Source organism: Thiorhodospira sibirica ATCC 700588 (assembly GCF_000227725.2).
Taxonomy (GTDB): Bacteria; Pseudomonadota; Gammaproteobacteria; order Ectothiorhodospirales; family Ectothiorhodospiraceae; genus Thiorhodospira; species Thiorhodospira sibirica.
In genome coordinates this window covers 1368335-1392365 of record NZ_MU255056.1, presented here as the reverse complement: position 1 = coordinate 1392365, position 24031 = coordinate 1368335, and the positions used below count along the sequence as shown (strand labels likewise).

At 56.5% G+C, this 24031-nt stretch carries 33 protein-coding genes; 11 read left to right on the top strand and 22 right to left on the bottom strand.

Annotated elements, in window-relative coordinates:
• Positions 1-14: 14 nt before the first annotated feature.
• From gspH to pufB (THISIDRAFT_RS06600), 12 genes are all read right to left on the bottom strand, one after another.
• Positions 15-581, bottom strand: coding sequence for a type II secretion system minor pseudopilin GspH (gene gspH, locus THISIDRAFT_RS06655; RefSeq protein ID WP_159098527.1), 567 nt, complete (start codon positions 579-581; stop codon positions 15-17).
• Between the two features lie 15 nt (positions 582-596).
• Positions 597-1049: a type II secretion system major pseudopilin GspG gene (gene gspG, locus THISIDRAFT_RS06650; protein WP_006787935.1), complete on the bottom strand. Its 453-nt coding sequence runs from the start codon at positions 1047-1049 to the stop codon at positions 597-599.
• Between the two features lie 214 nt (positions 1050-1263).
• Positions 1264-1449 (bottom strand): light-harvesting antenna LH1, alpha subunit, encoded by a 186-nt coding sequence (pufA, locus tag THISIDRAFT_RS06645; RefSeq protein WP_006787934.1) that lies wholly within the window; start codon positions 1447-1449, stop codon positions 1264-1266.
• Positions 1450-1500: 51 nt separating this feature from the next.
• The gene (gene pufB, locus THISIDRAFT_RS06640) at positions 1501-1641 is read right to left on the bottom strand and encodes a light-harvesting antenna LH1, beta subunit (RefSeq protein WP_006787933.1); all 141 of its coding nucleotides are present in this window, start codon (positions 1639-1641) and stop codon (positions 1501-1503) included.
• A gap of 73 nt (positions 1642-1714) precedes the next feature.
• Complete coding sequence (pufA, locus tag THISIDRAFT_RS06635; protein WP_006787932.1) at positions 1715-1885, bottom strand: light-harvesting antenna LH1, alpha subunit; 171 nt, start codon at positions 1883-1885, stop codon at positions 1715-1717.
• Positions 1886-1944: 59 nt separating this feature from the next.
• Positions 1945-2085, bottom strand: coding sequence for a light-harvesting antenna LH1, beta subunit (gene pufB / locus THISIDRAFT_RS06630; protein WP_006787454.1), 141 nt, complete (start codon positions 2083-2085; stop codon positions 1945-1947).
• A gap of 56 nt (positions 2086-2141) precedes the next feature.
• Positions 2142-2318: a light-harvesting antenna LH1, alpha subunit gene (gene pufA, locus THISIDRAFT_RS06625; protein ID WP_006787931.1), complete on the bottom strand. Its 177-nt coding sequence runs from the start codon at positions 2316-2318 to the stop codon at positions 2142-2144.
• 35 nt (positions 2319-2353) lie between these two features.
• Positions 2354-2518: a light-harvesting antenna LH1, beta subunit gene (pufB, locus tag THISIDRAFT_RS06620; protein ID WP_221913968.1), complete on the bottom strand. Its 165-nt coding sequence runs from the start codon at positions 2516-2518 to the stop codon at positions 2354-2356.
• A 56-nt stretch (positions 2519-2574) separates the two neighbouring features.
• Positions 2575-2751 (bottom strand): light-harvesting antenna LH1, alpha subunit, encoded by a 177-nt coding sequence (gene pufA / locus THISIDRAFT_RS06615; RefSeq protein WP_006787455.1) that lies wholly within the window; start codon positions 2749-2751, stop codon positions 2575-2577.
• A 59-nt stretch (positions 2752-2810) separates the two neighbouring features.
• On the bottom strand, positions 2811-2951 hold the full coding sequence (gene pufB, locus THISIDRAFT_RS06610) for a light-harvesting antenna LH1, beta subunit (protein ID WP_006787454.1): 141 nt from the start codon (positions 2949-2951) through the stop codon (positions 2811-2813).
• A 55-nt stretch (positions 2952-3006) separates the two neighbouring features.
• Complete coding sequence (pufA, locus tag THISIDRAFT_RS06605; RefSeq protein WP_006787453.1) at positions 3007-3177, bottom strand: light-harvesting antenna LH1, alpha subunit; 171 nt, start codon at positions 3175-3177, stop codon at positions 3007-3009.
• Between the two features lie 77 nt (positions 3178-3254).
• Complete coding sequence (gene pufB, locus THISIDRAFT_RS06600; protein ID WP_006787452.1) at positions 3255-3404, bottom strand: light-harvesting antenna LH1, beta subunit; 150 nt, start codon at positions 3402-3404, stop codon at positions 3255-3257.
• Between the two features lie 873 nt (positions 3405-4277).
• On the opposite strand from pufB (THISIDRAFT_RS06600), the gene msrB reads away from it, so the two are divergent.
• Together msrB and THISIDRAFT_RS06590 are read left to right on the top strand one after the other, a co-directional pair.
• Entirely contained in the window at positions 4278-4682 is a 405-nt protein-coding gene (gene msrB, locus THISIDRAFT_RS06595) for a peptide-methionine (R)-S-oxide reductase MsrB (RefSeq protein WP_006787451.1), read from the top strand.
• Positions 4675-5433 (top strand): hypothetical protein, encoded by a 759-nt coding sequence (locus THISIDRAFT_RS06590; RefSeq protein WP_006787450.1) that lies wholly within the window; start codon positions 4675-4677, stop codon positions 5431-5433. The genes msrB and THISIDRAFT_RS06590 overlap by 8 nt, the downstream gene beginning before the upstream one ends.
• A gap of 1 nt (position 5434) precedes the next feature.
• Here THISIDRAFT_RS06590 and THISIDRAFT_RS06585 read toward each other — a convergent pair whose 3' ends face one another.
• From THISIDRAFT_RS06585 to THISIDRAFT_RS06555, 7 genes are all read right to left on the bottom strand, one after another.
• The gene (locus THISIDRAFT_RS06585; RefSeq protein WP_006787449.1) at positions 5435-6274 is read right to left on the bottom strand and encodes a septal ring lytic transglycosylase RlpA family protein; all 840 of its coding nucleotides are present in this window, start codon (positions 6272-6274) and stop codon (positions 5435-5437) included.
• A 20-nt stretch (positions 6275-6294) separates the two neighbouring features.
• Positions 6295-7353: a lytic murein transglycosylase B gene (gene mltB, locus THISIDRAFT_RS06580; protein WP_006787448.1), complete on the bottom strand. Its 1059-nt coding sequence runs from the start codon at positions 7351-7353 to the stop codon at positions 6295-6297.
• On the bottom strand, positions 7350-8447 hold the full coding sequence (gene rodA / locus THISIDRAFT_RS06575; RefSeq protein ID WP_006787447.1) for a rod shape-determining protein RodA: 1098 nt from the start codon (positions 8445-8447) through the stop codon (positions 7350-7352). The genes mltB and rodA overlap by 4 nt, the downstream gene beginning before the upstream one ends.
• A gap of 2 nt (positions 8448-8449) precedes the next feature.
• Positions 8450-10300 (bottom strand): penicillin-binding protein 2, encoded by a 1851-nt coding sequence (mrdA, locus tag THISIDRAFT_RS06570; protein ID WP_006787446.1) that lies wholly within the window; start codon positions 10298-10300, stop codon positions 8450-8452.
• Positions 10301-10645: 345 nt separating this feature from the next.
• A complete protein-coding gene (gene ppa / locus THISIDRAFT_RS06565) occupies positions 10646-11182 on the bottom strand; it encodes an inorganic diphosphatase (protein WP_006787445.1) in 537 nt (178 codons plus the stop codon).
• A gap of 691 nt (positions 11183-11873) precedes the next feature.
• Positions 11874-13175 (bottom strand): S41 family peptidase, encoded by a 1302-nt coding sequence (locus THISIDRAFT_RS06560; RefSeq protein ID WP_006787444.1) that lies wholly within the window; start codon positions 13173-13175, stop codon positions 11874-11876.
• A gap of 117 nt (positions 13176-13292) precedes the next feature.
• The gene (locus THISIDRAFT_RS06555) at positions 13293-14450 is read right to left on the bottom strand and encodes a murein hydrolase activator EnvC family protein (RefSeq protein ID WP_006787443.1); all 1158 of its coding nucleotides are present in this window, start codon (positions 14448-14450) and stop codon (positions 13293-13295) included.
• A gap of 260 nt (positions 14451-14710) precedes the next feature.
• Between THISIDRAFT_RS06555 and THISIDRAFT_RS06550 the strand changes: the two genes are divergently transcribed.
• From THISIDRAFT_RS06550 to dsbD, 9 genes are all read left to right on the top strand, one after another.
• Positions 14711-15001: an ArsR/SmtB family transcription factor gene (locus THISIDRAFT_RS06550; protein WP_174269470.1), complete on the top strand. Its 291-nt coding sequence runs from the start codon at positions 14711-14713 to the stop codon at positions 14999-15001.
• 100 nt (positions 15002-15101) lie between these two features.
• Complete coding sequence (locus THISIDRAFT_RS06545) at positions 15102-15527, top strand: rhodanese-like domain-containing protein (RefSeq protein WP_006787441.1); 426 nt, start codon at positions 15102-15104, stop codon at positions 15525-15527.
• Between the two features lie 66 nt (positions 15528-15593).
• Positions 15594-15860 carry a glutaredoxin 3 gene (gene grxC, locus THISIDRAFT_RS06540; protein WP_006787440.1) on the top strand — a complete coding sequence of 89 codons (267 nt, stop codon included), beginning with the start codon at positions 15594-15596 and terminating at the stop codon, positions 15858-15860.
• Positions 15861-15902: 42 nt separating this feature from the next.
• The gene (gene lptM, locus THISIDRAFT_RS14770) at positions 15903-16037 is read left to right on the top strand and encodes an LPS translocon maturation chaperone LptM (protein WP_006787439.1); all 135 of its coding nucleotides are present in this window, start codon (positions 15903-15905) and stop codon (positions 16035-16037) included.
• A 3-nt stretch (positions 16038-16040) separates the two neighbouring features.
• Positions 16041-17330 carry a diaminopimelate decarboxylase gene (gene lysA, locus THISIDRAFT_RS06530; RefSeq protein WP_006787438.1) on the top strand — a complete coding sequence of 430 codons (1290 nt, stop codon included), beginning with the start codon at positions 16041-16043 and terminating at the stop codon, positions 17328-17330.
• Positions 17308-17979: a class I SAM-dependent methyltransferase gene (locus THISIDRAFT_RS06525; RefSeq protein ID WP_006787437.1), complete on the top strand. Its 672-nt coding sequence runs from the start codon at positions 17308-17310 to the stop codon at positions 17977-17979. Before lysA ends, THISIDRAFT_RS06525 begins: the two co-directional genes overlap by 23 nt.
• Before the next feature lie 26 nt (positions 17980-18005).
• On the top strand, positions 18006-18842 hold the full coding sequence (gene dapF, locus THISIDRAFT_RS06520) for a diaminopimelate epimerase (RefSeq protein ID WP_006787436.1): 837 nt from the start codon (positions 18006-18008) through the stop codon (positions 18840-18842).
• Entirely contained in the window at positions 18836-19540 is a 705-nt protein-coding gene (locus THISIDRAFT_RS06515) for a DUF484 family protein (protein ID WP_006787435.1), read from the top strand. Before dapF ends, THISIDRAFT_RS06515 begins: the two co-directional genes overlap by 7 nt.
• A gap of 141 nt (positions 19541-19681) precedes the next feature.
• Positions 19682-21493: a protein-disulfide reductase DsbD gene (gene dsbD, locus THISIDRAFT_RS06510; RefSeq protein ID WP_006787434.1), complete on the top strand. Its 1812-nt coding sequence runs from the start codon at positions 19682-19684 to the stop codon at positions 21491-21493.
• 40 nt (positions 21494-21533) lie between these two features.
• On the opposite strand, the gene THISIDRAFT_RS06505 is transcribed toward dsbD, so the two are convergent.
• From THISIDRAFT_RS06505 to gatC, 3 genes are read right to left on the bottom strand one after another with little or no spacing between them, the layout of a single operon-like run.
• On the bottom strand, positions 21534-22541 hold the full coding sequence (locus THISIDRAFT_RS06505; RefSeq protein ID WP_006787433.1) for a peptidoglycan -binding protein: 1008 nt from the start codon (positions 22539-22541) through the stop codon (positions 21534-21536).
• Between the two features lie 6 nt (positions 22542-22547).
• Positions 22548-23654 carry a hypothetical protein gene (locus THISIDRAFT_RS06500; RefSeq protein WP_006787432.1) on the bottom strand — a complete coding sequence of 369 codons (1107 nt, stop codon included), beginning with the start codon at positions 23652-23654 and terminating at the stop codon, positions 22548-22550.
• Positions 23655-23687: 33 nt separating this feature from the next.
• Positions 23688-23975, bottom strand: a complete 288-nt coding sequence (gene gatC, locus THISIDRAFT_RS06495) for an Asp-tRNA(Asn)/Glu-tRNA(Gln) amidotransferase subunit GatC (protein ID WP_006787431.1) — start codon at positions 23973-23975, stop codon at positions 23688-23690.
• Positions 23976-24031: the final 56 nt, after the last annotated feature.

Sequence of the window (24031 nt, the reverse complement as noted above, 5' to 3'; positions counted from 1 at the left end):
CCATGCATAAGGCGCTAACGCAGGCCATCCGCTGCGCGCATCAATGCAAACCGCCCGTCGGCATGGCCTTCTAAAATCCATAATACACGCCGCTCGCGTTCATCGCGCAAATGCAACGCAAATGGCATCATTTCACCCGTATCACTAAAAAATATCTGCGGCGGAGGATGCCTCAGACGTGGATTCAGCGCCTGCGGCAAATTATCCAGATACAGCAAAAAATCCACACCCAGAGGCGCTAAATCGCGTGAGCGCAAGACCGGATCGTCTTCATCGGGCAACCATTCATAGCTGCGTTCATCCACGCGATACAGGCGCAAAAAATGGTAGGCTTGCGGTGCAAAGCCCACCGCCCGCACCTCGCCGCCCAGAATGGCCTCGTCCCGTAGCAGGTTCAGCAGCGCCACCAGCCGACGCCCTTCTTGCTCAATGGTGCGATCACGCGAGCCATCGCCCAGAGAAATGACGGCAAAACCCGCCATGATGGCGACCAGCACCAACACCACCAGAATTTCCAGCAGGGTAAACCCATGCGCGCTACGCCCTGGACGTAACGGGCATATCCTGATGTCACAAGACAAAGCGAGCAACCGGGATTATTCCAGATGCCAATTGCCTATTTCGGCATTAATTCCCTCGCCACCGGGGCGGCCATCCGCACCAAAACTGTAGATATCTATCTGGCCACGCGTGCCGGGGTGCAGATATTGATAAGGATTACCCCAAGGATCGGTCGGCAGACGATCAAGATAACCGCCCGTGCGCCAATTGCGCGCCTCGGGTTGACCCGCAGGGCGCTCTACCAAGGCACGCAGCCCCTGATCACTGCTGGGATACTGAAAGTTATCCAAACGGTATAAATTCAATGCGCTCTCAATCGCACGGATGTCATTACGCGCTTTGGTAATGCGGGCATCATCCGGACGATCCATGACACGCGGCACCACAATCGCGGCAAGAATGCCCAGAATAACCACAACCACCATTACTTCAATCAGCGTAAAACCACGCTGTTTGCCCTGCTTTGGCTTAGCCTGGAGAATCAACATAACGCTCTCTTTGCAAAAATATGGACGAATATTGAAGATAGTCTGAGAATTTATTTTGCCAGTTTATCGCAGACAAAAACAGTGGACCGGGCCGGGGATAAATGATTTGAAAGGTAAAAGCAGGCAGGGCTTAAACGACAAAGCCGCCTATATAGGCGGCTTTGTCGTGCTCGGGATTTTTTAATCTCCCGAATTCACTCAACGGCTGAAGCTATTAGCTAGCCAGCGTCCAGCCCATGCCTGGGATGGAGAAGACGTAGAGATGAATCGCCAGACCGAGTACGAACAGGGAGAACAGAATCGGGATCAACCATGTTGAAGGGTTGACAACCAACCACAGTTTCCAGTCGTCTCTAGGGTTGCTTGGTGGCCGAATTCTTTCGCTAGGCGCAGTAGGCATTACCATTTTCCTCTAGTATTTGTTGATTTATGGAGCAAAGCGTAAGGTTTTTTAGAACCAAGGCTTGTATGCATAAACCAGCATGTGTACCAGCGCAGCCAGCACTACAAACACGGTGTAGGTCTTGGTGAATTGTGCGTGGAATTCTTTTGCTTGACGTTCGGTCAAACCGGAAGGACTTACATCAGCCATTGTATATTCTCCGTTAAGGATGTTTTTTGATTAAAGCTACACTTTGCAAATCAGCTAGAAAGCTGGCCAAGCATTAGGCAATATTAAAATATACGCCAGCGTTTGCTACATAAATATGGACAACCAAAGCAGTTGCCAGCACAGCAAACAGAATTGGCATCAACCAGGTAGCTGGGTTAACTACCAACCACATTTTCCAATCGTCGGCTGGGTTGCTTGGGCTTGGGACTCTTTCGTCGCTCATCGGATATTCCTCTGAATGTGATCTTTTCGTTTTGACTTAATGGTCAGCAGCAGTAATGCTTAGAACCAAGGCTTGTATGCATAAACCAGCAGGTGTACCAGCGCAGCCAGCACTACAAACACGGTGTAGGTCTTGGTGAATTGTGCGTGGAATTCTTTTGCTTGACGTTCGGTCAAACCGGAAGGACTTACATCAGCCATTGTATATTCTCCGTTAAGGATTTTTAGTTAAATTGCGCAGCGTGTGATAGCTTTAATTAGCTAGCCAGCGTCCAGCCCATGCCTGGGATGGAGAACACATAAAAGTGAATGGCAATGCCCAGCACCAGCAGGGAGAACAGAATTGGCATCAACCAGGTAGCTGGGTTAACCACCAACCACATTTTCCAATCGTCGGCTGGGTTGCTTGGGCTTGGGACTCTTTCGTCGCTCATCGGATATTCCTCTGAATGTGATCTTTCGTTTTGACTTAATGGTCAGCAGCAGTAATGCTTAGAACCAAGGCTTGTATAGCATAAACCAGCAGGTGTACCAGCGCAGCCAGCACTACAAACACGGTGTAGGTCTTGGTGAATTGTGCGTGGAATTCTTTTGCTTGACGTTCGGTCAAACCGGAAGGACTTACATCAGCCATTGTATATTCTCCGTTAAGGATTTTTAGTTAAATTGTGCAGCGTGTGATAGCTTTAATTAGCTAGCCAGCGTCCAGCCCATGCCTGGGATGGAGAACACATAGAAGTGAATGGCAATGCCCAGCACCAGCAGGGAGAACAGGATCGGCATCAACCAGTTGGCTGGGTTAACTACCAACCACATTTTCCAATCGTCGGCTGGGTTGCTTGGGCTTGGGACTCTTTCGTCGCTCATCGGATATTCCTCTGAATGTGATCTTTTCGTTTTGACTTAATGGTCAGCAGCAGTAATGCTTAGAACCAAGGCTTGTATGCATAAACCAGCAGGTGTACCAGCGCAGCCAGCACTACAAACACGGTGTAGGTCTTGGTGAATTGTGCGTGGAATTCTTTTGCTTGACGTTCGGTCAAACCGGAAGGACTTACATCAGCCATTGTATATTCTCCGTTAAGGATTTTTAGACATGTAAAAAAACTAAAACTTAGAAAATCAGCCTAAGTTAAAGAATATGCCAGCATTTGCTACATAAATATGGACAACCAAAGCAGTTGCCAACACAGCAAACAGGATCGGCATCAACCAAGTTGCTGGATTTACAACCAACCACATCTTCCAATCGTCGGCTGGGTTGCTTGGGCTTGGGACTCTTTCATCACTCATGGAGGACTCCTAAAAAGAAAATTAACGCTAACTAAAAAATCTGGCCTAGCATCATGGCGCTCACTGGCGCTGTGAATTTAGAACCAGGGCTTGTAGGCATACACCAACAAATGAACCAGCGCGGCTAAAACTACAAACACACTATATGTCTTTGTGAACTGCGCATGGAACTCTTTTGCTTGACGTTCAGTCAAACCGGAAACACTTGCTGTTTGCTGTGCAGGCATCTAATCACCTCCGAAAAAATCAATCGTTTGGTCACACACAAGGTTCGTTTTACAATATCTGAGCCTCTAAATTCAAGGCTACTCAAAGCGCCATACCTGCCTTTCCATCCCTTGAGACAACATAACATTCAAGCGCTTTAAATATTTAGCATGCTAGCTAGCCTGTCCTGACTAAGACGGGTTATTTGGCGTATGCTTTATCGGTATCTGCTTGCTTGCCAAAGACCCTGCAATCCGTGTGCGATTCGTGGGTGTCAGTCTAGCATTACAGCATTGAATGTCAAGCAAGCGCTCCAGAAAAGGTGACACGGGTTCACAAATTCTGAAATATTGCATTACATAAAAAATAAACCTTTTAAATCAATAACTTAAATTTAATTTTTTTCTCTAACGCGAATGCTTTGCGTGATTTTTTGCGCTTTTTGCGCCCTGCTTGAACGCCTCTCTCGCATAGACCTTTGACGTAGGTCATGATTTTCACAAGTCGTCAGAGGCTCGATTTTGCCCAATTTCACAGGCTGAAGGACCCGCCTATTGTCTCGGGACAAGACACGCCTCGACCTTCAGACCACCGGGTGGCTGTCAAAAACACTGCCGCAGAACGCAATACCCAGCCTACCATGTGCTTTCCTGCACCGCTTGCCACACCGCTTAATCCACAATTTCAGGCTGCCTCAATGCCTAAGTCCTGCTATGTTGCCACCGTTGAATCATTATAAGATGCTGAGGCAAGGCTTCAGTCGGCAAAGCGCGTGTCTCTGCCGGGCTTTGAGGTCTGCGATGAATTCGTGGGATCACCGTGAATCAGAGCGATCTGCAAAAGCATACCTTGCGGGTGCGTGGCGCTTTATAACTTTAGCAGGAGGGTAAGTGATGACCAAGAAAAGCGATGCTCAGTGGCGTGCGTTGCTCAGTGATGAGGCGTACCGGGTTGCGCGGCTAGGCGGTACGGAACCGGCCTTTAGTGGGGCGTATTATCAGCATAAGGCCACTGGGGTGTATCACTGCATTTGCTGTGATGCGCCGTTGTTCAGTTCAGTGCATAAATATGATTCCGGTTCCGGTTGGCCCAGTTATTGGCAGCCGGTGACGGCGACGGCGCTCACGTCGGTGCGCGATGCGAGTCATGGGATGATTCGCACCGAAGTGCGTTGCAGTCAGTGTGATGCGCATCTAGGGCATGTGTTTGAGGATGGGCCCAAGCCTACGGGCTTGCGCTATTGCATCAATTCAGCGGCGCTGTCATTTCATGCCGGTGAGGATGCAGACAATGCCTAGGTTCATGTTGTGGTTACTGCTGTGGGTGTTGTGTAGCGGTGCGGTGCAGGCGCGGGAGGTGCTGGAGGTGATTCCTTTGCAGCATCGCCTGGCCAGTGAGCTGATTCCTGTGCTGGAGCCTTTGCTGGGGCCGCAGGAGGTGATTTCGGGGCGGGATTTTCAGCTATTGATCCGGGCGCATCCTGGCACGATCAGCGCCTTGCGCGAAAGCATTGCGGCCCTGGATCGTCCGGCGCGTAATCTGTTGCTGGTGGTACGGCGCGGTTCGCGACCGCAGACGCAGGCATCACCCTGGCAGGAAGGGCAGCCGGTGATGCGTCAGTATCACACACGCCGGGATGGCGAAACGCATCAGCTGCGGGTGTTGGAAGGACAGCCGGCTTTGATCAAAACGGGCGAAAGTCTTGCTGTCCCGCTGTTAATGCCTTGGCAAGAGGTCAGTCATGGCGGCTCGCGGGATGTCTTTGAGCGCGGATTTGGGGTGCGGCCCTTGCTGTTGCCGGATGGGCGTATATTGCTGGAGGTGGAGCAGTTTTATGAAAAATTGCGCCCGGAAAGCAGCCGCTTTACCCGACTGGCCGAGCGCCAGGCCCTGAGCACCACCATCACCGCCCGCCCGGATGAGTGGATCAGCCTGGGCGGGGCTGTGCGTCATGAAGACCTGACATCGGGTGAGCGGCGCCTGGGGCTGAGCACCCATGATCCACACGAAAGCATGGCGGTGGATCTGAAGGTGCAGGTGCTGGATTAGGCTAATCCACAATCACGCGATAATCGCGCACGCCGAGTTGATCAAGCTTTTGCACGGTCTGATGGGCTGCATCCAGACTGGCCAGCGGTCCGACCTTGACGCGATAGACCGGCGGTCCTCGGTGATTGCTGGCGGTATGAATGCCAATGCCACTCAAGCCATTGGCCAACAGCTGCTGGCGCAGGGATTCGGCATTGGAGCGGCTGGAAAAGGCGCCGATTTGCAGGTACATATCGCGTTCGGCCGGGGCATGGGGATCACGAAACAATTCGCGGGGGAAGGCGCTGATCTGGGTATCCGGCAGATAGGGAAGACCTTCATCCAGGGCGCGCACCTCCACCACGGCGGTGCCTTTTTCCAGCATCCCCAGACGTTTGGCGGCGGCGTAGGACATGTCAATCAGGCGGTTTTTGACAAAGGGGCCGCGATCATTGACGCGCACAATCACGCTGCGCCCGTTTTCCAGATTGGTGACCCGTACATAGACCGGCAAGGGCAGGCGGGTATGGGCGGCGGTCATGCTGTACATGTCGTAGGGTTCGCCGCTGGAGGTGCGCTGGCCGTGGAACTTGGTGCCATACCAGGAGGCAATACCGCGTTCCACATAGCCTTTGGCGGAGTTCATGGTGTGATAGGTCTGGCCAAAGACCTCATAGGTGGGCGGGTTGCCATAGCGACTCAAGGGTTCTGAGCGCGGCGTCGGATCACCTACCCCACTGAGATCCGGGACTTTTTTCGGCGGCCCGTCGCCAGGCGACATGGGCTTGCTGGCGCAGGCGGCCAGTAGCACAAGCAGGCCAATAACAGCAACAACACGAATGACACCCAAGATGTATGGCATACCGGCTTACCTTGTTGGTTTTATCGGGTGATCGATGAATGTCTGGCCTGAATCAAGCCCTGGGAGACCTGATGCACGGCCATGGCGTATAAGGGACTGCGGTTGTAGCGGGTGATCACATAAAAATTATTCAATCCCAGCCAGACCTCAACGCCATCTTCGGTTTGCAGTTCAATCAGCGAAAATAGCTGATCGGGAGCCACATTCGCCGCCGGTCTGACGCCGTGGCGGGCCAGATCTTCAAGGCTGTGGCGTGGCAAAAACCCCCCGCCCAGCAACGCCTTGTAGGCCTCGCCTTCGACCCGTGCCGGAACCACGACCGCATCCCCCATCACCCAGCCGTGCTGTTTGAAGTAATTGGCGACACTGCCGATGGCATCCGGCCAGGAGCCGATCAGATCCCGCTGCCCATCGCCGCTAAAATCCACCGCATAGGCCCGATAGCTTGAGGAGATAAATTGGCCGCGTCCCATCGCCCCGGCATAAGAGCCCTTGACCTCGCGCAGATCGAGGTGTGGTTCTTCACGCACCAGGCGTAAAAAATGGCCCAGCTCGCTGCGGAAAAAGGTCTGGCGCGGGGGATAGTCAAAGCCCAGGGTCACCAGGGTATCGAATACCGGGAAGCTGCCCTGATTGCGCCCATAATTGGTTTCCACACCGATGATGGCGACAATGATCTCGGCATTCACGCGAAAGGTTTCCTGGGCACGCAACAGCAGACTTTCGTTTTCCTGCCAGAAACGCTCCCCTTCCTCAATGCGCCGGGCGTTGACAAAGATGGGTCTGTAGCTGTACCACGGGCGCGCCTCGGCGGGGCGTGTCATCAAATCAATGACGCGCTGCTGGGGCTTGGCGCTGCGAAACAGTGCGATGAGCTCATCGCGGGAAAAACCTTCCTCAACCATTTCGCTGATGAAGCGCTGCACCTCTTCACGCTCAAGATAGGGCGGATCGCCGGCGGTATACGGGGCGACATGGGCGGGCGGATTGGCGCAGCCGCTGGCCGGGAGAAGAAATACCAAAACCAGCAACAGCCCACGCGGCCAGGCGCGAAGGGAAAAACGAGCAGGGGTAATCAAGCCATGAGCCTCCGATGAGAATGAATGGACATGAGAATACCGAATGCGGCCAGAATCGTCACCATGGAGGTGCCACCATAACTGACCAGCGGTAAAGGTATGCCCACGACAGGTAATAAGCCGCTGACCATGCCGGCATTAACGAACACATAGACAAAAAAGGTCATGCTAATGCTGCCGGCCAGTAAACGAGCATAAGTGTCTTGCGCCCGCACCGCAATATAAAGCCCGCGCAGAATCAGAAAAAGGTAGATGCTTAACAACAGCAAAATACCCAGCAGGCCGAATTCTTCAGCATACACGGCAAAGATGAAGTCGGTGGAGCGTTCTGGCAAAAATGCCAGCTGTGACTGGGTGCCATTAAGCCAGCCCTTGCCATACAGCCCGCCCGAACCGATGGCAATCTTGGACTGGATGATGTGATAGCCCGCGCCGAGCGGGTCGCTTTCGGGATTGAGCAAGGTCAGGACGCGCTGGCGCTGGTAATCGCGCATGAAATGCCAAAAAAACGGGGCGATGGCGAGCAACAACGCGCCCAGGGCAATGAGGATACGCCAGCGCACACCAGCCAGAAAAATCACCAAAAGCCCTGAGCTGGTGACCAGAATGGCGGTTCCCAGATCGGGTTGGCCGACAATCAGCACGGCGGGGACGGCCACCAGGATACCGGCAACCAAGACCTCACGAAAACGCGGCGGCAGCGGACGATCTGCAAAATACCAGGCAATCAGCATCGGCACCACCAGCTTCATCAGCTCCGAGGGCTGAAAGCGGAAAAAGCCCAGATCCAGCCAGCGTTGTGCGCCCTTGCCAACATCCCCGACCAGCAACACCAAGACCAGCAAAATCACGCCCAGCCCATACAGCCAGGGGCTCCATAAGCGCAGATGATGGCTGGGAATCTGCGCCAGCAAAAACATGATGCCAAAGGCAATGCCAATGCGCATCGCCTGGCGCAACAAGGTGTCGGTGTCTTCTCCAGAGGCACTGAACAGAATAATAAAGCCCAGCCCCATGAGCAGTAACAGCCCCATCAGCAAGGGCAGGTCCAGATGCAAAATCCGCAGCAGCAAGCTGTGTTCGTAACGACGCACGCCTAGCCTCCCATTTCCAGCAGAAAGTGATCCATCACCATGCGCGCAATGGGGGCCGCTGTGCGCGAGCCACTGCCGCCGTTTTCCACAATGACGGCAATGGCGATACGGGGATCTTCCGCCGGAGCGTAGGCGATAAACAGGGCATGGTCACGCAGATGCTTGGCGATGCGGGACTCGTCGTATTCCTCATCCTGGCCCAGCCCAAACACCTGGGAGGTGCCGGTTTTGCCCGCAATGATATAGGCGGCAGTGCGCCCGGTGGAGTTGTAGGCGGTGCCATTGGGTTGATGCACCACATGCACCATCGGATCGAGCACCTGATCCCAGTATTGCGGATGACTCACCCGCACCGGGCTGAGATATTCAGGGCTGACCAGCTCCAGTTCCTCTGAGTCGGAGTTAATGATGCCGCGCAACAGGTGCGGACGGATACGGATGCCGCGCATCGCCAAGGTGCTGGCCACGGAGGCTAATTGCAGCGGCGTGGTGAGCATATAGCCCTGGCCAATGGCGGCGATAATGGTTTCGCCGGGATACCAGACGGTCCCCAAAGCGCCCTGTTTCCATTCACGGCTGGGCAAGATACCGGCCCGTTCCCCGGTGGAATCAATGCCGGTGACACGCCCTAACCCAAACAGCCCTAAAAATTCTGACATGCGGTCAATGCCCAGACGATAGCCCAGATCGTAAAAATACACATCCGAGGACTGGGCAATGGCCTTGTCCAGATTCACCCAGCCATGACCGTGACGGCGCCAGTCGCGGTAACGCCGGTCATGGCCGGGAAGCTGGTAATACCCCGCCGCAAACATGGTGCGACTGGCGGTGATGATATTGTGTTCAAGCCCGGCCAGCCCCACCACCGGCTTTAAGGTCGAGCCGGGGGGATATTGTCCGGTCAGGGCGCGGTTAAACAAGGGCTGGCGGCGATGATCCCGCAACTGGTTATAGATAGAGGCCGGAATGCCATGCACAAACAGATTCGGGTCAAAGCTGGGCATACTGACCATCGCCAGCACCTCGCCGGTGCGTGGGTCCATCGCCACAATCGCGCCGGTATAGCCATTGAGCGCCTGGCGGGCAGCGGCCTGCAGGCGCACATCCAGACTCAAGACAATATCGCGCCCGGCCACCGGCGGCTGGCGTTCGAGGATGCGCAACATGCGCCCCTGGGCATTAACCTCAACCCGCTGATAACCGACCTGCCCATGCAGCACGTCTTCATAGTAGCGTTCCACGCCAATTTTACCGATATGGCTGGTACCGCTGTAATTGCGCGTATCAATGCGTGCCAGTTCGCGCTCATCGATGCGTCCTACATAGCCAACCACATGCGCCATTTCCTCCCCCATCGGATAATGGCGCGCCAGCCGGGCCTGAATATCCACACCGGGAAAGCGATGGCGATCGACTGCAAAATTGGCGACCTCTTCATCACTGAGATTAAGTTTCAGCGGTACCGCCTGGAAGGGGCGTTTGCGCCGCAACAGACGGCGAAAGCGTTCGATTTCGCTGTTTTCCAGGGTGACGATACGCCCCAGCCGCTCCAGGGTTTCCTGTAAATCCTCCACCTGCTCAAGGGTGATTTCCAGCTGATAGGCCGGTCGATTTTCTGCCAGAATCACCCCGTTGCGATCATAAATCAAGCCGCGTGGGGGCGGCAGGGCCTCCAGGCGCACCCGGTTATTTTGCGAGAGGGTGGTGAAATGCGAGTAATTGACGACCTGCAAATGGCTCAGGCGAACGATCAAAATGCCAAACAACAGCACAATAAAAACCACAAGCACCACCACCCGACTGAAAAACAGTCGCCGTTCGGTGAAGGCATCCTTGATGGTATGTTGTGCCATACGCTAGGCCAATAAAAACCGCACAGGCCAGACGCTGGACACCAAGACTGCCGACAGTGCCGCTGCAGGGACTGTAGCGCCAGGTGCAACAAGGCATGGTGTGGTAGGCAGCGGATACATGCAGATCGGGTGGCTTGACGGGTTAAAACTCAACGCAGGATGATAGCAGACCATACAGACATCCGCCGGACCAATCACCGCTGTCGTCGCCTTTGTGCGTGGGAAGGGTATAGAGGCAATGTCTGTTGCGGCCATCGCCTGAACGAGCAAAACGGCCCGTGACGCGGCAGGCGATCAGGGGCCGAATGAAAAATCTGAGTCAAGGAGGGACTCAGGCCGGCGGCCTTAGACCTTGCTTTTTTGATAGCGCTTGTAGCTGGCCACCAATTCTGCCTTGGCTTCTTCCACGCCCACCCAGGCATCGACCTTAACCCACTTGTTGGGCTCCAGTTCTTTGTAATGCTCGAAAAAGTGGCTGATCTGTGCCAGCAATTCACGCGGCAGATCATCAGGGCCTTGTACCTTTTCGTATTGGGTGTACAGCTTGGACAAGGGCACGGCCAGAATCTTGGCATCCGGACCGGATTCGTCGGTCATTTTCAACATGCCCACCGGACGGCATGGCACCACGCTGCCACTCATCACCGGTACCGGCGTGATCACCAGCACATCCACCGGGTCACCGTCTTCAGACAGGGTATGCGGGACAAAACCGTAGCTGCACGGATAAAACATCGCGGCGTTCATAAAACGATCCACAAACAGCGCGCCGCTTTCTTTGTCAAATTCATATTTGACCGGCGATCCGTGGGCAGGAATTTCGATCACCACATTGAAATCATTGGGAATGTCGTTGCCAGCAGGTATCTTGTCAAGATTCATCAGTTTCTCCGCGAGAAACCCCGGCCTTCAGGCTGGGGAGGGATAGCGGCTACGACCTCGCAGCCGCCGGAAATAAGTGCAGGCCTTCCACCTGCTGGGCCGTGAGGCTCTGCCCGTAAGGGCCTGGTGACGGACGACACCTTGCGGCATCGTCGCTCCCCTCGCCAATGTGTACAACCGGCTCCCGCTTGCACGGCGATCAAAACCTTCGACGTTTTACCTTGCGTCAGCATGATCCTGATCTTTCAGAGCGGCAGACTGAGGAAGCATCCGCCGGTGAGTCTTAACGACCTGTTGTACACGTAGCCCCTTTAACAGGGCTTAGGCTGGTCAACCTAGCTTGCTTTCACCTGTCTGCGCCGCGCCTGCCTGCCGCGACGCACGCGGCGCAGGCAGGTGCGTCGCGGCAGGCGGGCAAGCTCCGCCCTTTAGGGCGGGGTAGTTGACAAGAATGTACTTGGCTACACGTCTTCACATCCCGAATACGCGGGCGGGCGGCCTTAGCGCAGACCACCACAGCGCGCATCGTGTGTTGCATGACAGCCTTCTCCGTTAAGGTAAAAGGGTTTTTTAAAGGGTGCGCGGCACAGATGCGGCGCGCACGGGGGTGAATCCGGCAGCATTCTATCACGCTCGCAGTGCCATTTCGACCGGCGACACAACAGCAGCGGCGAGGCTTAGGCGCGCTGGCTCAGCGGCGGGCTTGCAGGATATGCAAGCCTTTGAGCAGGTTCAAGGCTTCATAGATCTGCGTGTCGCGCTGTGCCAAGGACTCTTCGGCCTCATTATCTTGGGTTTCCTGTCCCGCCTGACGCGCACTTTCCAGATGCCGTGATAACTGCGCTTCGATCACGGGCTGCAGCGATTCCTCACCGGCCTGCGCGACGCTGAGTTTTTCCAGCACGATGTCGGGGGTAATGCCTTCTGCCTGAATAGAACGCCCCGCCGGGGTGTAATAGCGCGCCGTCGTCAGCTTGAGTGCGGTTTCCTGACGCAGCGGCAAAATGGTCTGCACGGAACCCTTGCCAAAGGTATTACTGCCCATCACCACCGCCCGCTGATGATCCTGCAAAGCCCCGGCGACGATTTCTGAAGCAGAGGCCGAGCCTTCATTCACTAACACCACGATAGGCGCGCCCCGGAGTACATCACCGCGTGAGGCGGTATAGCGAAACTGGGCATCCGGCACCCGTCCTTCGGTGTAGACAATCAGCCCCTCTTCCAAAAAGGCATCGGAGACACTGACCGCACTGTTGAGCACGCCGCCGGGGTTGTTGCGCAGATCCAATACCAGCCCCTTGAGTCCGCCACTTTCCGCTTGCAGGGCGGCAACCGCCTCCAGCAGATTTTCGCCGGTTTTGGCCTGGAAGTTGGTAATGCGCAGATAGGCAAAGCCTGGCTCCAGCATCTCGGTGCGCACACTGCGCACCCGGATAGTGTCGCGGGTCAGGGTCAGCTTCAGCGGACGCTCCGTCCCTTCGCGCACAATGGTCAGGGTGATGTCGGTGCCTTTGGGGCCGCGCATGGTATTGACGGCATCGGTTAAGGACATGCCTTTGACCGGCGTATCATCCAGACGGATGATCAGATCCCCAGGACGCACCCCGGCACGGCTGGCAGGCGTGTCATCAATAGGCGCAATCACCTTGACAAAGCCATCTTCCATACCAACCTCGATGCCCAGACCGCCAAACTCGCCACTGGTGCCGATTTGCAGGTCACGAAATTCACGCTCTCCCAGATAGGCCGAATGAGGATCCAGCCCCGAGAGCATCCCGCGAATGGCGTTTTCCAAAAGCTGTGAGTTATCCACTTCCTCCACATAGTTGCGCTTGATGCGGACAAATACGTCCGTAAAGGCGCGCAAATCCTCCAGCGGGATGGCGTCCACGTTATCGGCTCGATTGGCAAAGACGCCAAAGGACAAACTCAGGGCCAGTCCAAGTACCGCACCAATGACAATGCCGGTGCCCATACGGGTTTTTTTGTGCATACGCTTGTTTACGCAACCCCGCTGAGTCAGGTGCTCATGCGGCGCTGTGCCTCCTGTGTAGTGATGGGTTAAGCAAAAATAATAGAGTATCCGTGGACTGGCTGAAGCAATATCCTGTTATCGCCTGGAATCCGGGTTAGAGTGACACCACTGCGCCGGGTTCACTGGACGCCCTTGGTGGCGAATCTCAAAATACAGCCCCGGACTGCCCAGACCGCCAGTATCGCCACTGTGGGTGATCACCTCGCCGGCCTGCACCCAGGCCCCGGTGTCATGTTCCAGACGGTGGTTATGCGCATATAAACTCATATACCCCTCACCATGATCCAGAATCAGCAACAAACCAAAGCCGTGCATCCATTGCGCAAAGGCCACGCGCCCTGCATGGATGGCGCGCACCGCCGTCCCTGTGGGCACATCCAGCACCACGCCCTGTGCCGATAAGGTGATGCCTTCCTGCCGGGAAGCACCAAAGGCGCTGCGCATCGGCCCAGCCACTGGCCACGGCAGCCTGCCCTTAAGTTTAGCAAAGGCTGTGCCTACACTGACATCGGCAGGAATATCGGCCAGCACCTGCTCAAGTTCGCGCAAGAGACGCTCCAGATGGCGTTCATTGTCTTGCAAACGGCGCAGCTGCTGACCGCTGTGTTGGATTTCCTGGCGCAGCTCGGCCAATACCTGGGTGCGCTGTGTCCGCTGCGTTGACAGGCGTTGATGTAGCGCCGTCTCGATCTGGAGCTGTTCTTGCCGGGCGCTCAAGGTCTGCTCAAGGGCCGTCAGGGTCTGTTCCAGTTCGCGTAACAGGCTTTGGCTGCGTGCCATCTGGGCCATGCGTGCCTGATGAAAATAATCATAATAGGCCAACAGGCGCGCCATGCGCTGCGGGTCTTGCTGTTGCAATAGCAGCTTGAGGCGGTGCTCGCGCTGCAACAGATAACTGCGCTCCAGCTGTTGTGCCAACTGGGCGCGCTGGGTATGCAGCGCCTGGGTCTGCTGGCGTTGCTGCTGTGTCAAGGTTTGCACGTTTTGGCCCAGCTTCTCCAGTGTGGCTTGCGTGCGGGCCAGATCCTGATGCGCCTGCGCCAAGGCCAGCTCCACATCACGCAGCTCCCGCTCCAGCTGACCGGAGCGACCGCGTGCCTGACTAAGCTGCTGCTGGGTGCGCAGGATGTCGTTTTGCACCGCGTCCAGCTGACGTGTCAAGGCTGCGGCATCCTCGGCGCGCACTGGCGCACAGAGCAGCGGCACGCACAGCACCAGCGCATACACCCCCATCCGCCAGGGCCTGAAATGCGGCGTATGCGGCCTTGAATACGCCCTAAAAAACCTTCCCGCGACGCCCATCAAAATCTAAAATCATCTGTTAAATGTGGTGATTTACTTATAAACTGTAGCCCGTTTTTTTTCAAAATCGGCCTGACGATGCCATGTCAGTCACTTTTCATCATGCCGGGGCGTAACGATCATGCATGGCAGATGCCACTGGCGCTGGTCTTGATTTGGTAGGGCTAAAAGATAACATGACCGCAGAACTTATGACACGGGACGAAGATATTGAGCGCGCATCCCGCTCCTTAAAGGCGATGTCACACCCTTTACGGCTAAAGATTTTATGCATCCTCGGCGACGAGGAGGTGAGCGTACAAGATATTGTCGAACGGGTGGGAACCTCACAAAGCAATATCTCCCAGCATCTGGCCATTTTGCGCGACAAGGGCATTCTCGCCTCACGCAAAGAGGCCAACCGCGTATACTATCGCGTGGGCGATGCCAGAACCTTGCGCTTGATCAGCATGATGCAGGAGGTCTTTTGCCACCCCAGCTAGTGCCAAGCCCGCGCCCCTATCGTTTTGTATCAAGCCTGGCGTATACGCTACAGGTTTAATCCACCCTCGTTTTGCTTAAACTTTCCGGAAGTTTGCCACTATGGACCAATACCTTGAGTTTATCGGAAACAACCCCGTTTTATTTGCCTTGCTGGCCACGGTCATCGGTTTGATCATTTTTGCCGAAGTGCAGCGCCTGACCCGTAAATATCAAAATCTTTCCCCGCAGGATGCGGTGCGCAGCATGAACCAGGAAGATGCGGTGTTGCTGGATGTGCGTGAAACCGCTGAACTGCAAAGCGGACGCATCGCCAATGCCAGGCATATCCCGATGAGCGCGTTCAAACAGCGCATTCATGAGCTTGAAAAGCACAAAAACAAGCTGGTCATTGTTTATTGCCAAAGCGGCGCCCGTTCTACGCAGGCCTGCGGTATGCTGACCAAGGCCGAGTTTGCCAAAGTCGCCAATCTGCGCGGCGGCATTACGGCCTGGCAAGCCGCCAGTTTGCCGGTCAGCAAAAAATAATTCATCGCCTTAGCCTTAAGGTGTGCGTAAACCCTGTCATATAACAAAAAAATACCTGATTTTTTTATGAGTATAGCGACCACCAAAGTCATCATGTATTCCACCGCCGCCTGCCCTTATTGTGTGATGGCGCGTAAACTGCTGTCCAGGAAAGGGGTGGCGTTTGAAGATATCCGTGTGGATCAACACCCAGAACAGCGCCCGATCATGGAGCGCCGCGCCGGGCGTACCTCGGTGCCGCAAATCTTTATCGGTGAGGTGCATGTCGGCGGATTTACCGATATGCAGGCCCTGGATCAGCAGGGTGAACTGGATAAATTGCTCGCCAGTTAAGCGCACCTCCTATCCCTCTACCCTTTTCGCGAGGCCTCTTAGATGCGTATATGCTGGTCAAATCTGTTGATGATCGCGGTGGTCATCGCCTTGGGCGTGGCTTCCATGCTGGCAAGCTGCGGCCAAAAAGGGCCGTTATATCTTCCCGATCCGCCAGCGGCGGATGCAGGGCAGTAAATCATGGACACACTGCATTATCTGGATGGGCGGCTGCATCTTGAAGGGGTGGACCTGCGCACTGTCGCCGCTCAATATAACACCCCCTGTTATGTCTACTCACAGGCACAGTTGACCGCCAACTGGCAGGCCTTTGATCAGGCGCTGGGCGAACATCCGCACCTGATCTGCTACGCGGTCAAGGCCAATTCCAGCCTGGCCATCCTGCAACAACTGGCACGCCTGGGCTCTGGTTTTGATATTGTCTCAGGGGGCGAGCTGGCGCGGGTGATACGTGCCGGGGGCGATCCGGCCAAGGTGGTGTTTTCCGGCGTTGGCAAGCGTCACGATGAGATGCGCGCCGCCCTCACTGCCGGGATTCGCTGCTTTAATGTGGAATCCAGCGCAGAGCTGTATCGCCTCAATGCACTGGCCGGTGAGATGGGGCTAAAAGCCCCCATTGCCCTGCGCGTCAATCCCGATGTGGATGCCGGCACACACCCGTATATCTCCACCGGCTTGAAAGAAAACAAGTTCGGCGTGGATATTGATGAGGCCGTATCGCTTTATCGCCAAGCGGCCACGCTGGCGCATCTGGAGATCAAAGGGCTGGCCTGTCATATCGGCTCACAATTGACCTCGCTGGCACCGTTTCTGGATGCCTTGCAGCGGGTCCTGACGCTGACCCAGGCATTGGCGCAGATCGGCATCACGCTGCAACATCTTGATCTTGGCGGCGGTCTGGGGATTCGCTATCGCCACGAAACCCCGCCGACACCGCACGATTATGGCCGGGCCTTGCTCGCGGAATTAGCCCCGCTGCCGTATGAAATCCTGCTCGAACCGGGCCGGGCGATTGTCGGCAATGCCGGTATTTTGCTCACCCGGGTAGAGTACCTCAAGCAGGCCCCGGACAAGCAGTTTGCCATTGTCGATGCCTCGATGAGCGAATTGCTGCGCCCGGCCTTATATGACGCCTGGCAGGAGATCATCCCGGTGGTGGAGCACGCCACCCCGGCAAAAACCCTGTTTGATATCGTCGGGCCGGTGTGTGAAAGCGCCGATTTTCTTGGCAAACAGCGCAGCCTCAGCCTCCACGAGGGGGATCTGTTAGCGATTTGCAGCGCCGGTGCCTATGGCTATTGCATGAGCTCCAATTACAACTCCCGCACCCGACCGGCCGAGGTCATGATCAGTGGCGCGCAGACCCACTTGATCACCCGCCGTGAAACCCTTGATGAAATGCTTGCCCGTGAATGTCTTATTGATCTTCAGCCCATAGAGGACGCCCATGCAACGCAGCCCAGAACCTGAATTGATGCTCGATCCGCAGCAGGCACACGCTTATGCCCAGGCGGATTTTGAGGCTCCGCACAGCTACTTCATCGAATTATTTCAGCAGTCTTTTCCGGGGCTTGAGCCCAGTGGCGCGATTCTGGATTTAGGCTGTGGTCCAGGGGATATTTCGGTGCGCTTTGCCAGGGCCTTTGCACAGTGTCAGATTGATGGCATTGACGGCGCCCAGGCGATGCTGGAGGCCGGTGCTCCGTTGGTGGCCGCTTCCGGACTGGCCCAGCGGGTCAAACTCAGTTATGCCCGCTTACCCGAGGATGCGCCGCCCCGCCCCCACTATGAGGGCATCATCTCCAACAGCTTGCTGCATCATCTGCATCAGCCGCAGATTCTGTGGGAAGCGATTAAACGCTACGCCAAGCCGGGGGCTTTTGTGTTTGTCATGGATCTCATGCGCCCCCCGACCGAGGCCATTGCCCGCGAGCTGGTGCAACGCTGCAGCGGCAATGAGCCTGAGGTATTGCAGCGCGATTTTTATCATTCACTGCTGGCGGCTTTTCGCCCTGATGAGATTGCGCAACAGCTGCAACAGGCCAAACTGGAGTTACAGATTGAGGTCGTCAGTGACCGCCATCTGATTGCCTACGGCTATCTGCCCAACAGCCATTGAAACACCCACGCCAGGCGAACCCCCGGATGAACATCGAATTTACCAAAATGCACGGGCTGGGCAATGATTTTGTGGTCATTGATGCCATCAACCAGTGCGTGACGCTGACGCCCGAACAGGTGCGTCATCTGGCGGACCGCCGCTTTGGCGTGGGCTGTGATCAGGTCTTGCTGGTTGAGCGCCCCACCTCGGATAGTGGCGCGGCCTTTCGTTATCGCATCTTCAATGCCGATGGCCAGGAGGTTGAGCAATGCGGTAACGGTGCGCGCTGCTTTGCAGTCTTTGTACGCCAACGCGGCTTAAGCGATGAGGCCACCCTTGTGGTGGAAACCCTTGCCGGCTTGATCCAGTTGCAGCTGGAAGACGACGATCAGGTGACGGTCAATATGGGGCCGCCCGCGCTGGAACCGTGGCAAATCCCCTTCGATGCCCCCCGCGCCAGAACCGCTTACCTGCTGGATGTGGAAGGGCATAGCCATGAAGTCGGCGTTGTGTCGATGGGCAATCCCCATGCCGTGTTGCGCGTGGAGCAGGTCGCCACGGCGCCGCTGGCCCGTCTTGGCCCACTGATTGAGCGCCATCCGCGCTTCCCGCGACAGGTCAATGTGGGTTTTATGGAATTGGTATCTCCCCAGGAGATCCGCCTGCGGGTGTATGAACGCGGGGTGGGTGAAACCCTGGCCTGCGGCACTGGCGCGTGTGCGGCGGTGGTGGTGGGACAGCTGCAGGGGCTGCTGGATGAACAGGTTCGGGTGGTCTTGCCCGGCGGGGCATTGGACATTCACTGGTCAGGGGACCCCGCCGATCATGTCATCATGACCGGGCCTGCAACCTCAGTCTTTAGCGGAGTCATTGCATGGTAAACAACGCAGATCACATGGCCCGCCCCCCTGATGCACTGGATGCCGCCCAGGTGCTGGAATATTTACAGGCGCATCCGGATTTTTTTGAGCAGCATCCGGAAATCCTTGAATTCATCCAGATCCCGCACGCCACCGGCGGGGCGATTTCCCTGATCCAGCGACAAGTACACTGGCTCAAAGAAAAAAACCACGAACTTGAACGCAAGCTGCTGGCACTTCTGGCTCTGGCGCGAGAAAATCAGGCACTCAGTCACCGCATGCACCGCCTCGCCTTGCACATGATGCAGGCCGACACCCTGGAGGCCCTGCTACAGCTCATACACGAGCAATTGCGCAATGAATTTCGCGCCGACTATATCACCTTGCGCCTGCTTGACCTGCCCAAACTGCCCACCGCTTTTGTGCTGAGTCAGGATGATCCGCTGCTGCAACACTTTGCCAGCCTGTTTAGCAGCCGTCAGTCGCAATGCGGCAGACTCCCGCAGACACGTCTGGAATTATTGTTTGGTGCAGAGGATGCGCTCACCGTCGCCACCTCGGTGGTAGTCCCTCTGCTCCACCAGGAACGCACCCTGGGGCTGCTGGCCTTGGGCAGTCGCGATGAAACCCGCTTTCAGCCCGGCATGGGCACCTTGTTTCTTGATTATCTGGGTGAGATTATCTCTCATGCCCTTGCCCACCGTCTGCAGACGCCGTAGACATTTTTGCGCTGTGCCACACGTCATGTCCTGAAGGGCTGATCTCACGCGAAGCCGCGAAAAATATAAAAAATCATGTTTTATCCTTCGCGCCCTTCGCGGCTTCGCGTGACCCAAAATACAAACGCTTTTTACACTGCCATGAAACGATATTTTGCCCTGTTACTGCTGTTATTGCCCTTATTGCAATCCTGCGCCTCCCAAGAGCTATTGCGCCCGGAGCAGGCGTTTAAGGTACACCTCGACGCCCTGAGCCAGGAGGCGCTGATCGCCCGCTGGGACATCAGCCGTGGTTATTACCTCTACCATGAACAACTGCGCTTTGAGGTGGTTGAGGCGGACGCAGTGAGCCTGGGCGAGATACAGCGTGAACGCGGCCATATCATTGAAGATGAGTTTTTTGGGCGGGTCGAGATTCACCGCCAGCAGGTGCAGGCGCTGATTCCCTTTGTGGTGCATGACCCAGACCTGACGCAATTTACCCTGATCGCGCATTATCAGGGCTGTGCCGATGCCGGTATCTGCTATCCGCCGCTTACCCAGGAACTGCGCATCACGCTCACACCCACACTGCCTGCCCGCTTAAGCACCACGGGCTTTAACACCACCGAGGCCGTTGCCCCGCAGAATGCGCAAGACCGTCTCGCCGCCCAACTGGGTTCCGGCAAACTGCTATGGACGCTGCTGGTCTTTTTTGGTCTGGGGTTACTGTTAGCGTTTACGCCCTGCGTCTTTCCGATGATCCCGATTCTGTCAAACATCATTCTGGGAGAAAAAAGCCTCACCTCGGGCCGCGCCTTTGCCATCTCACTGAGCTTTGTCATGGCGATGGCCCTGACCTATACCCTGGCGGGTGTAGCGGCTGCTTTGGCCGGTGCCAGCCTGCAAGCGGCAATGCAAAACCCCTGGGTCATCGGCGCCTTTGTGGGGGTGCTCGGCCTGCTGGCCTTATCGCTGTTTGGTTTTTACGAACTGCGCCTGCCCTCCGCCCTGCAAACCCGTATCGCCCGGCTCAGCGGCACACAACGCAGCGGCAGCTTTATCGGCGCGGCCATCATGGGCATTTTTTCAGCTCTGCTGGTCAGCCCCTGCACTACCGCCCCCTTGCTCGGCGCGCTGCTCTACATCAGTCAAAGCGGCGATGCCCTGCTCGGTGGTCTGGCGCTGTTTAGCCTGAGTCTGGGAATGGGCTTGCCGCTGCTGTTGATCGGCACCTCAGCGGCCACCCTCTTACCCAAGGCGGGCGCCTGGATGGAGCAGGTCAAAGCGGTGTTTGGGGTGCTGATTCTGGCCCTGGGGATTTGGTTACTGGAGCGCATCTTCTCACCGGCGCTGACACTGTGGCTGTGGGCCATGTTGTGCATCATTAGCGCCGTAGCGATGGGTGCCTTGCAGGCACTGCCGCAGGGCGCCAGCGGACTGCGCAGCGTCTGGCGCGGGCTGGGCGTGGTATTACTGATCTATGGGGTATTGCTGCTGATTGGTGCCAGCAGCGGTGCCCAGGACCCCCTGCGTCCCCTGGCCGCGATTTCCTATAGCACCGGATCATCGGCAAACACCGGCCCGCAGACCGACAGCCCCAACCCGACACTGCAATTTCATCGCGTCACCACCCTGGCCGAACTCAACACCCATTTGCAGCAGGCCCAGGCGCGCCAACAGCCGGTGCTGGTTGATTTTTATGCCGACTGGTGCGTCGATTGCGTGCGCATGAAACGCACCACCTTCACCGACAGCGCCGTAGCCAGCGCCTTAAGTGCGTTCTACCTGATCCAGGCCGACATCACCCAACACGGCCCCCCACAGCGCGAATTATTACAAAGCTTCACCCTCTTCGGCCCCCCCGCCCTGCTGTTTTATAACCGCGAAGGACGGGAAATGCCCCACCTGCGCCTTGTGGGCTACATCAGCCCCCAACGCCTGCGAACCCACCTGCAAATCCTCGCCAACTAAAGTCGATACGGGCTGCACGGCGCTTTTGCACTGCCGTGATTTAGCGTTGCGTCAGGCGTAGTTCGATGCGGCGGTTGCGGCGTAGTGCCTCGGGGTTGTCGCCGGGATCAAGCGGGTGGTATTCCGCCAGACCGGCAGCGGAGAGGCGCTGTGGCGGGACACCACGCAAGATGAGGTGATCCACAATGGATTGGGCGCGGGCGGTGGACAGTTGCCAGTTTGAGGGAAACTCCGGGGTGTTGATCGGGCGATGATCCGTATGCCCTTCCACCTGCAAAATCCATTGCAGATCCGCAGGGATGTGCGGCGTGATTTCCAGCAGGGTTTGCGCCACCTGATCCAGCTGTGCCCGGCCAGCAGCCCCTAAATGCGCCGATCCGGAGGCAAAAAACAGCTCGGATTGAAACAGGAAGCGATCACCGACGATGCGGATATCCTCGCGCTCACCCAAGACCTCGCGCAAGCGTCCAAAAAACTCCGAGCGATAGCGTGACAACTCCTGCACCCGTTCAGCCAGCAGCACATTAAGGCGGCTGGTGAGTTCTTCGATGTGGACATCGCGCTCGCTCAACTCAGTTTGCGCCAGATCCAGCGCGGCGGCGATACGCCGTAATTGTTCACGCAGCGCGTTGACATCGTGTAGCAGGCGTTCAATGCGCAGCTGCGCATCGCTGGCGTGTTCATGGGATTGGCCCAGTTCGGCGCGGGCTTGCTGCAGGGCCTGTTCACGTTCCTGCAAACTGAGCTCAAGCTTGCCCAGATCACGGCGCAGATCATCCCGCTCAAACACGGTGATGCTCAACTGGGCTTCCAGTTCCTCACGCGAGCGCCGCTCCATGGCCAGCCAGTTGCCCATTTCAGCCAGTTGCCGCTCCAGGCGCGACAGGGCCTCATCTCGCCCGGATAAGGCATCGGTGAGAACGGTTTGTGCGATCATGAACACAGACAGCATGAACACAAACAGCAAGATCAGCGTGGCCAGGGCGTCAACATAGCCCGGCCAGATATTGGTGCTGCTGTGCCGGGCGCGGCGATGGTGATTAAACATCCGCGCTTACCGCTTGATTTCCTGGTGCAGCACATGCACCAGACCGCGAATCTCACTGGCCACCGAGCTGCGTTCCTGCTGCATCTGCAGCAACAGTTCCTGTAACTGCTGCAAGATGGCGCGCAATTCCTGCGGTCGCTGGTTCTGCAAAGATTCTGCCAGACGCGCCAGAACCGGCTGCAGATCGGCCTGACCGCGCACCAGATTGAGCACGCTTTTTTGCTCGCTGCGGGCCTGTTCACTGAGACTGGTGACTTGTTCAGCCAGCGCCACGATACGCTGATCGGCCGCCCGGCGCTCTTCTTCACTGCGCGCCAGCGCCCGTTGCAGGCGATCCAGACTGTCAGCGGTTTGTTCCAGCAGGGCCTGGATATACACCGGAATTGAGGATGTGCCATCGTCGGCACTACTCAGCCCGCCGCTGGAATAATGCGTCAACCCGGACAGCCATTCTTCAATATCATTATAAAAACGGTTTTGCGCATGGCCTGTCTGCAAATCGACAAAGCCCAGAATCAGGGCACCCGCCAGACCAAACAGCGAAGAACTAAAGGCCGTTCCCATGCCCGCCAAGGGGGCCTCAAGGCCGCTGCGCAGTTCATCAAAGATGGCGGTCGCCTCGGTGGCGCTGATTTCCAGATCGCGGATCACCCGCCCAATCGCGCCCAAGGTATCCAGCAGCCCCCAGAAGGTCCCCAGCAGCCCCAAAAAGATCAATAAACCGATGATATAGCGTGATAATTCACGGGATTCATCCAGGCGCGAGCGAATCCCGTCAAGCAGCGCCTGGGTGCTCATTGCCGACAGGCGCAGGTTTTTCGCCTTGTTCTCTGTGAGCAGGCGCACCAGTGAAGTAATCACGCTGGAACGCGGCAAGCGCAAAGAAGCCTGGCTGGCGCGATAGGCCCGCACCCAGGCGGCATCGGGGACCAGCATCAACACCTGGCGCAGATTGATCAGAATGCCGATAAGCAACACCCCGATAATCAGGCTGTTGAAGACCGGATTGGCCAAAAAGGCCAGGCTAAGCGGCTCCCACAGCGCCGCCACAACCGCCGCGCTGACCAATAAAAAGCCCAAAATCCATAACAATGTACTGCCCGAATATCTCACGGCGGATCGTACCCCGACACATGCGGTGGATGGTTAATCAATGACTTTGGGTACCAGATACAGCCCCGCCTCAACGGCGGGAGCACCTTGTTGCAGCAAGGCCCGTTGGTCGCTTTCGCTGACCTCATCAGCACGCAGGCGCTGCGCCATATCCAGCGGATGGGCCATCGGCAGGGTTCCGCCGACCTCGACCCGATCCATCTGCTCCACAAAGGCCAGAATGTCTGACAGATTCTGCGCATAGGCCGGGATGCTTTGTTCATCAATCGCCAAACGGGCGAGGTGGGCAATTTTTACAACGTCGTCTTTATTTAATGACATGGGCTGGATTCGTTTTATCGTCGCGGCGCAGCAAGATGGCGCTGGCCTTGGGTTGG

Coding starts and splice junctions, on each gene's coding strand:
- gspG (WP_006787935.1), bottom strand. CDS start 1,049: ATGTTGATTCTCCAGGCTAAGCCAAAGCAGGGCAAACAGCGTGGTTTT.
- pufA (WP_006787934.1), bottom strand. CDS start 1,449: ATGCCTACTGCGCCTAGCGAAAGAATTCGGCCACCAAGCAACCCTAGA.
- pufB (WP_006787933.1), bottom strand. CDS start 1,641: ATGGCTGATGTAAGTCCTTCCGGTTTGACCGAACGTCAAGCAAAAGAA.
- pufA (WP_006787932.1), bottom strand. CDS start 1,885: ATGAGCGACGAAAGAGTCCCAAGCCCAAGCAACCCAGCCGACGATTGG.
- pufB (WP_006787454.1), bottom strand. CDS start 2,085: ATGGCTGATGTAAGTCCTTCCGGTTTGACCGAACGTCAAGCAAAAGAA.
- pufA (WP_006787931.1), bottom strand. CDS start 2,318: ATGAGCGACGAAAGAGTCCCAAGCCCAAGCAACCCAGCCGACGATTGG.
- pufB (WP_221913968.1), bottom strand. CDS start 2,518: ATGGCTGATGTAAGTCCTTCCGGTTTGACCGAACGTCAAGCAAAAGAA.
- pufA (WP_006787455.1), bottom strand. CDS start 2,751: ATGAGCGACGAAAGAGTCCCAAGCCCAAGCAACCCAGCCGACGATTGG.
- pufB (WP_006787454.1), bottom strand. CDS start 2,951: ATGGCTGATGTAAGTCCTTCCGGTTTGACCGAACGTCAAGCAAAAGAA.
- pufA (WP_006787453.1), bottom strand. CDS start 3,177: ATGAGTGATGAAAGAGTCCCAAGCCCAAGCAACCCAGCCGACGATTGG.
- pufB (WP_006787452.1), bottom strand. CDS start 3,404: ATGCCTGCACAGCAAACAGCAAGTGTTTCCGGTTTGACTGAACGTCAA.
- msrB (WP_006787451.1), top strand. CDS start 4,278: ATGACCAAGAAAAGCGATGCTCAGTGGCGTGCGTTGCTCAGTGATGAG.
- THISIDRAFT_RS06590 (WP_006787450.1), top strand. CDS start 4,675: ATGCCTAGGTTCATGTTGTGGTTACTGCTGTGGGTGTTGTGTAGCGGT.
- THISIDRAFT_RS06585 (WP_006787449.1), bottom strand. CDS start 6,274: ATGCCATACATCTTGGGTGTCATTCGTGTTGTTGCTGTTATTGGCCTG.
- mrdA (WP_006787446.1), bottom strand. CDS start 10,300: ATGGCACAACATACCATCAAGGATGCCTTCACCGAACGGCGACTGTTT.
- ppa (WP_006787445.1), bottom strand. CDS start 11,182: ATGAATCTTGACAAGATACCTGCTGGCAACGACATTCCCAATGATTTC.
- THISIDRAFT_RS06560 (WP_006787444.1), bottom strand. CDS start 13,175: ATGCACAAAAAAACCCGTATGGGCACCGGCATTGTCATTGGTGCGGTA.
- THISIDRAFT_RS06555 (WP_006787443.1), bottom strand. CDS start 14,450: ATGGGGGTGTATGCGCTGGTGCTGTGCGTGCCGCTGCTCTGTGCGCCA.
- THISIDRAFT_RS06550 (WP_174269470.1), top strand. CDS start 14,711: ATGACACGGGACGAAGATATTGAGCGCGCATCCCGCTCCTTAAAGGCG.
- THISIDRAFT_RS06545 (WP_006787441.1), top strand. CDS start 15,102: ATGGACCAATACCTTGAGTTTATCGGAAACAACCCCGTTTTATTTGCC.
- grxC (WP_006787440.1), top strand. CDS start 15,594: ATGAGTATAGCGACCACCAAAGTCATCATGTATTCCACCGCCGCCTGC.
- lptM (WP_006787439.1), top strand. CDS start 15,903: ATGCGTATATGCTGGTCAAATCTGTTGATGATCGCGGTGGTCATCGCC.
- lysA (WP_006787438.1), top strand. CDS start 16,041: ATGGACACACTGCATTATCTGGATGGGCGGCTGCATCTTGAAGGGGTG.
- THISIDRAFT_RS06525 (WP_006787437.1), top strand. CDS start 17,308: ATGCAACGCAGCCCAGAACCTGAATTGATGCTCGATCCGCAGCAGGCA.
- dapF (WP_006787436.1), top strand. CDS start 18,006: ATGAACATCGAATTTACCAAAATGCACGGGCTGGGCAATGATTTTGTG.
- THISIDRAFT_RS06515 (WP_006787435.1), top strand. CDS start 18,836: ATGGTAAACAACGCAGATCACATGGCCCGCCCCCCTGATGCACTGGAT.
- dsbD (WP_006787434.1), top strand. CDS start 19,682: ATGAAACGATATTTTGCCCTGTTACTGCTGTTATTGCCCTTATTGCAA.
- THISIDRAFT_RS06505 (WP_006787433.1), bottom strand. CDS start 22,541: ATGTTTAATCACCATCGCCGCGCCCGGCACAGCAGCACCAATATCTGG.
- gatC (WP_006787431.1), bottom strand. CDS start 23,975: ATGTCATTAAATAAAGACGACGTTGTAAAAATTGCCCACCTCGCCCGT.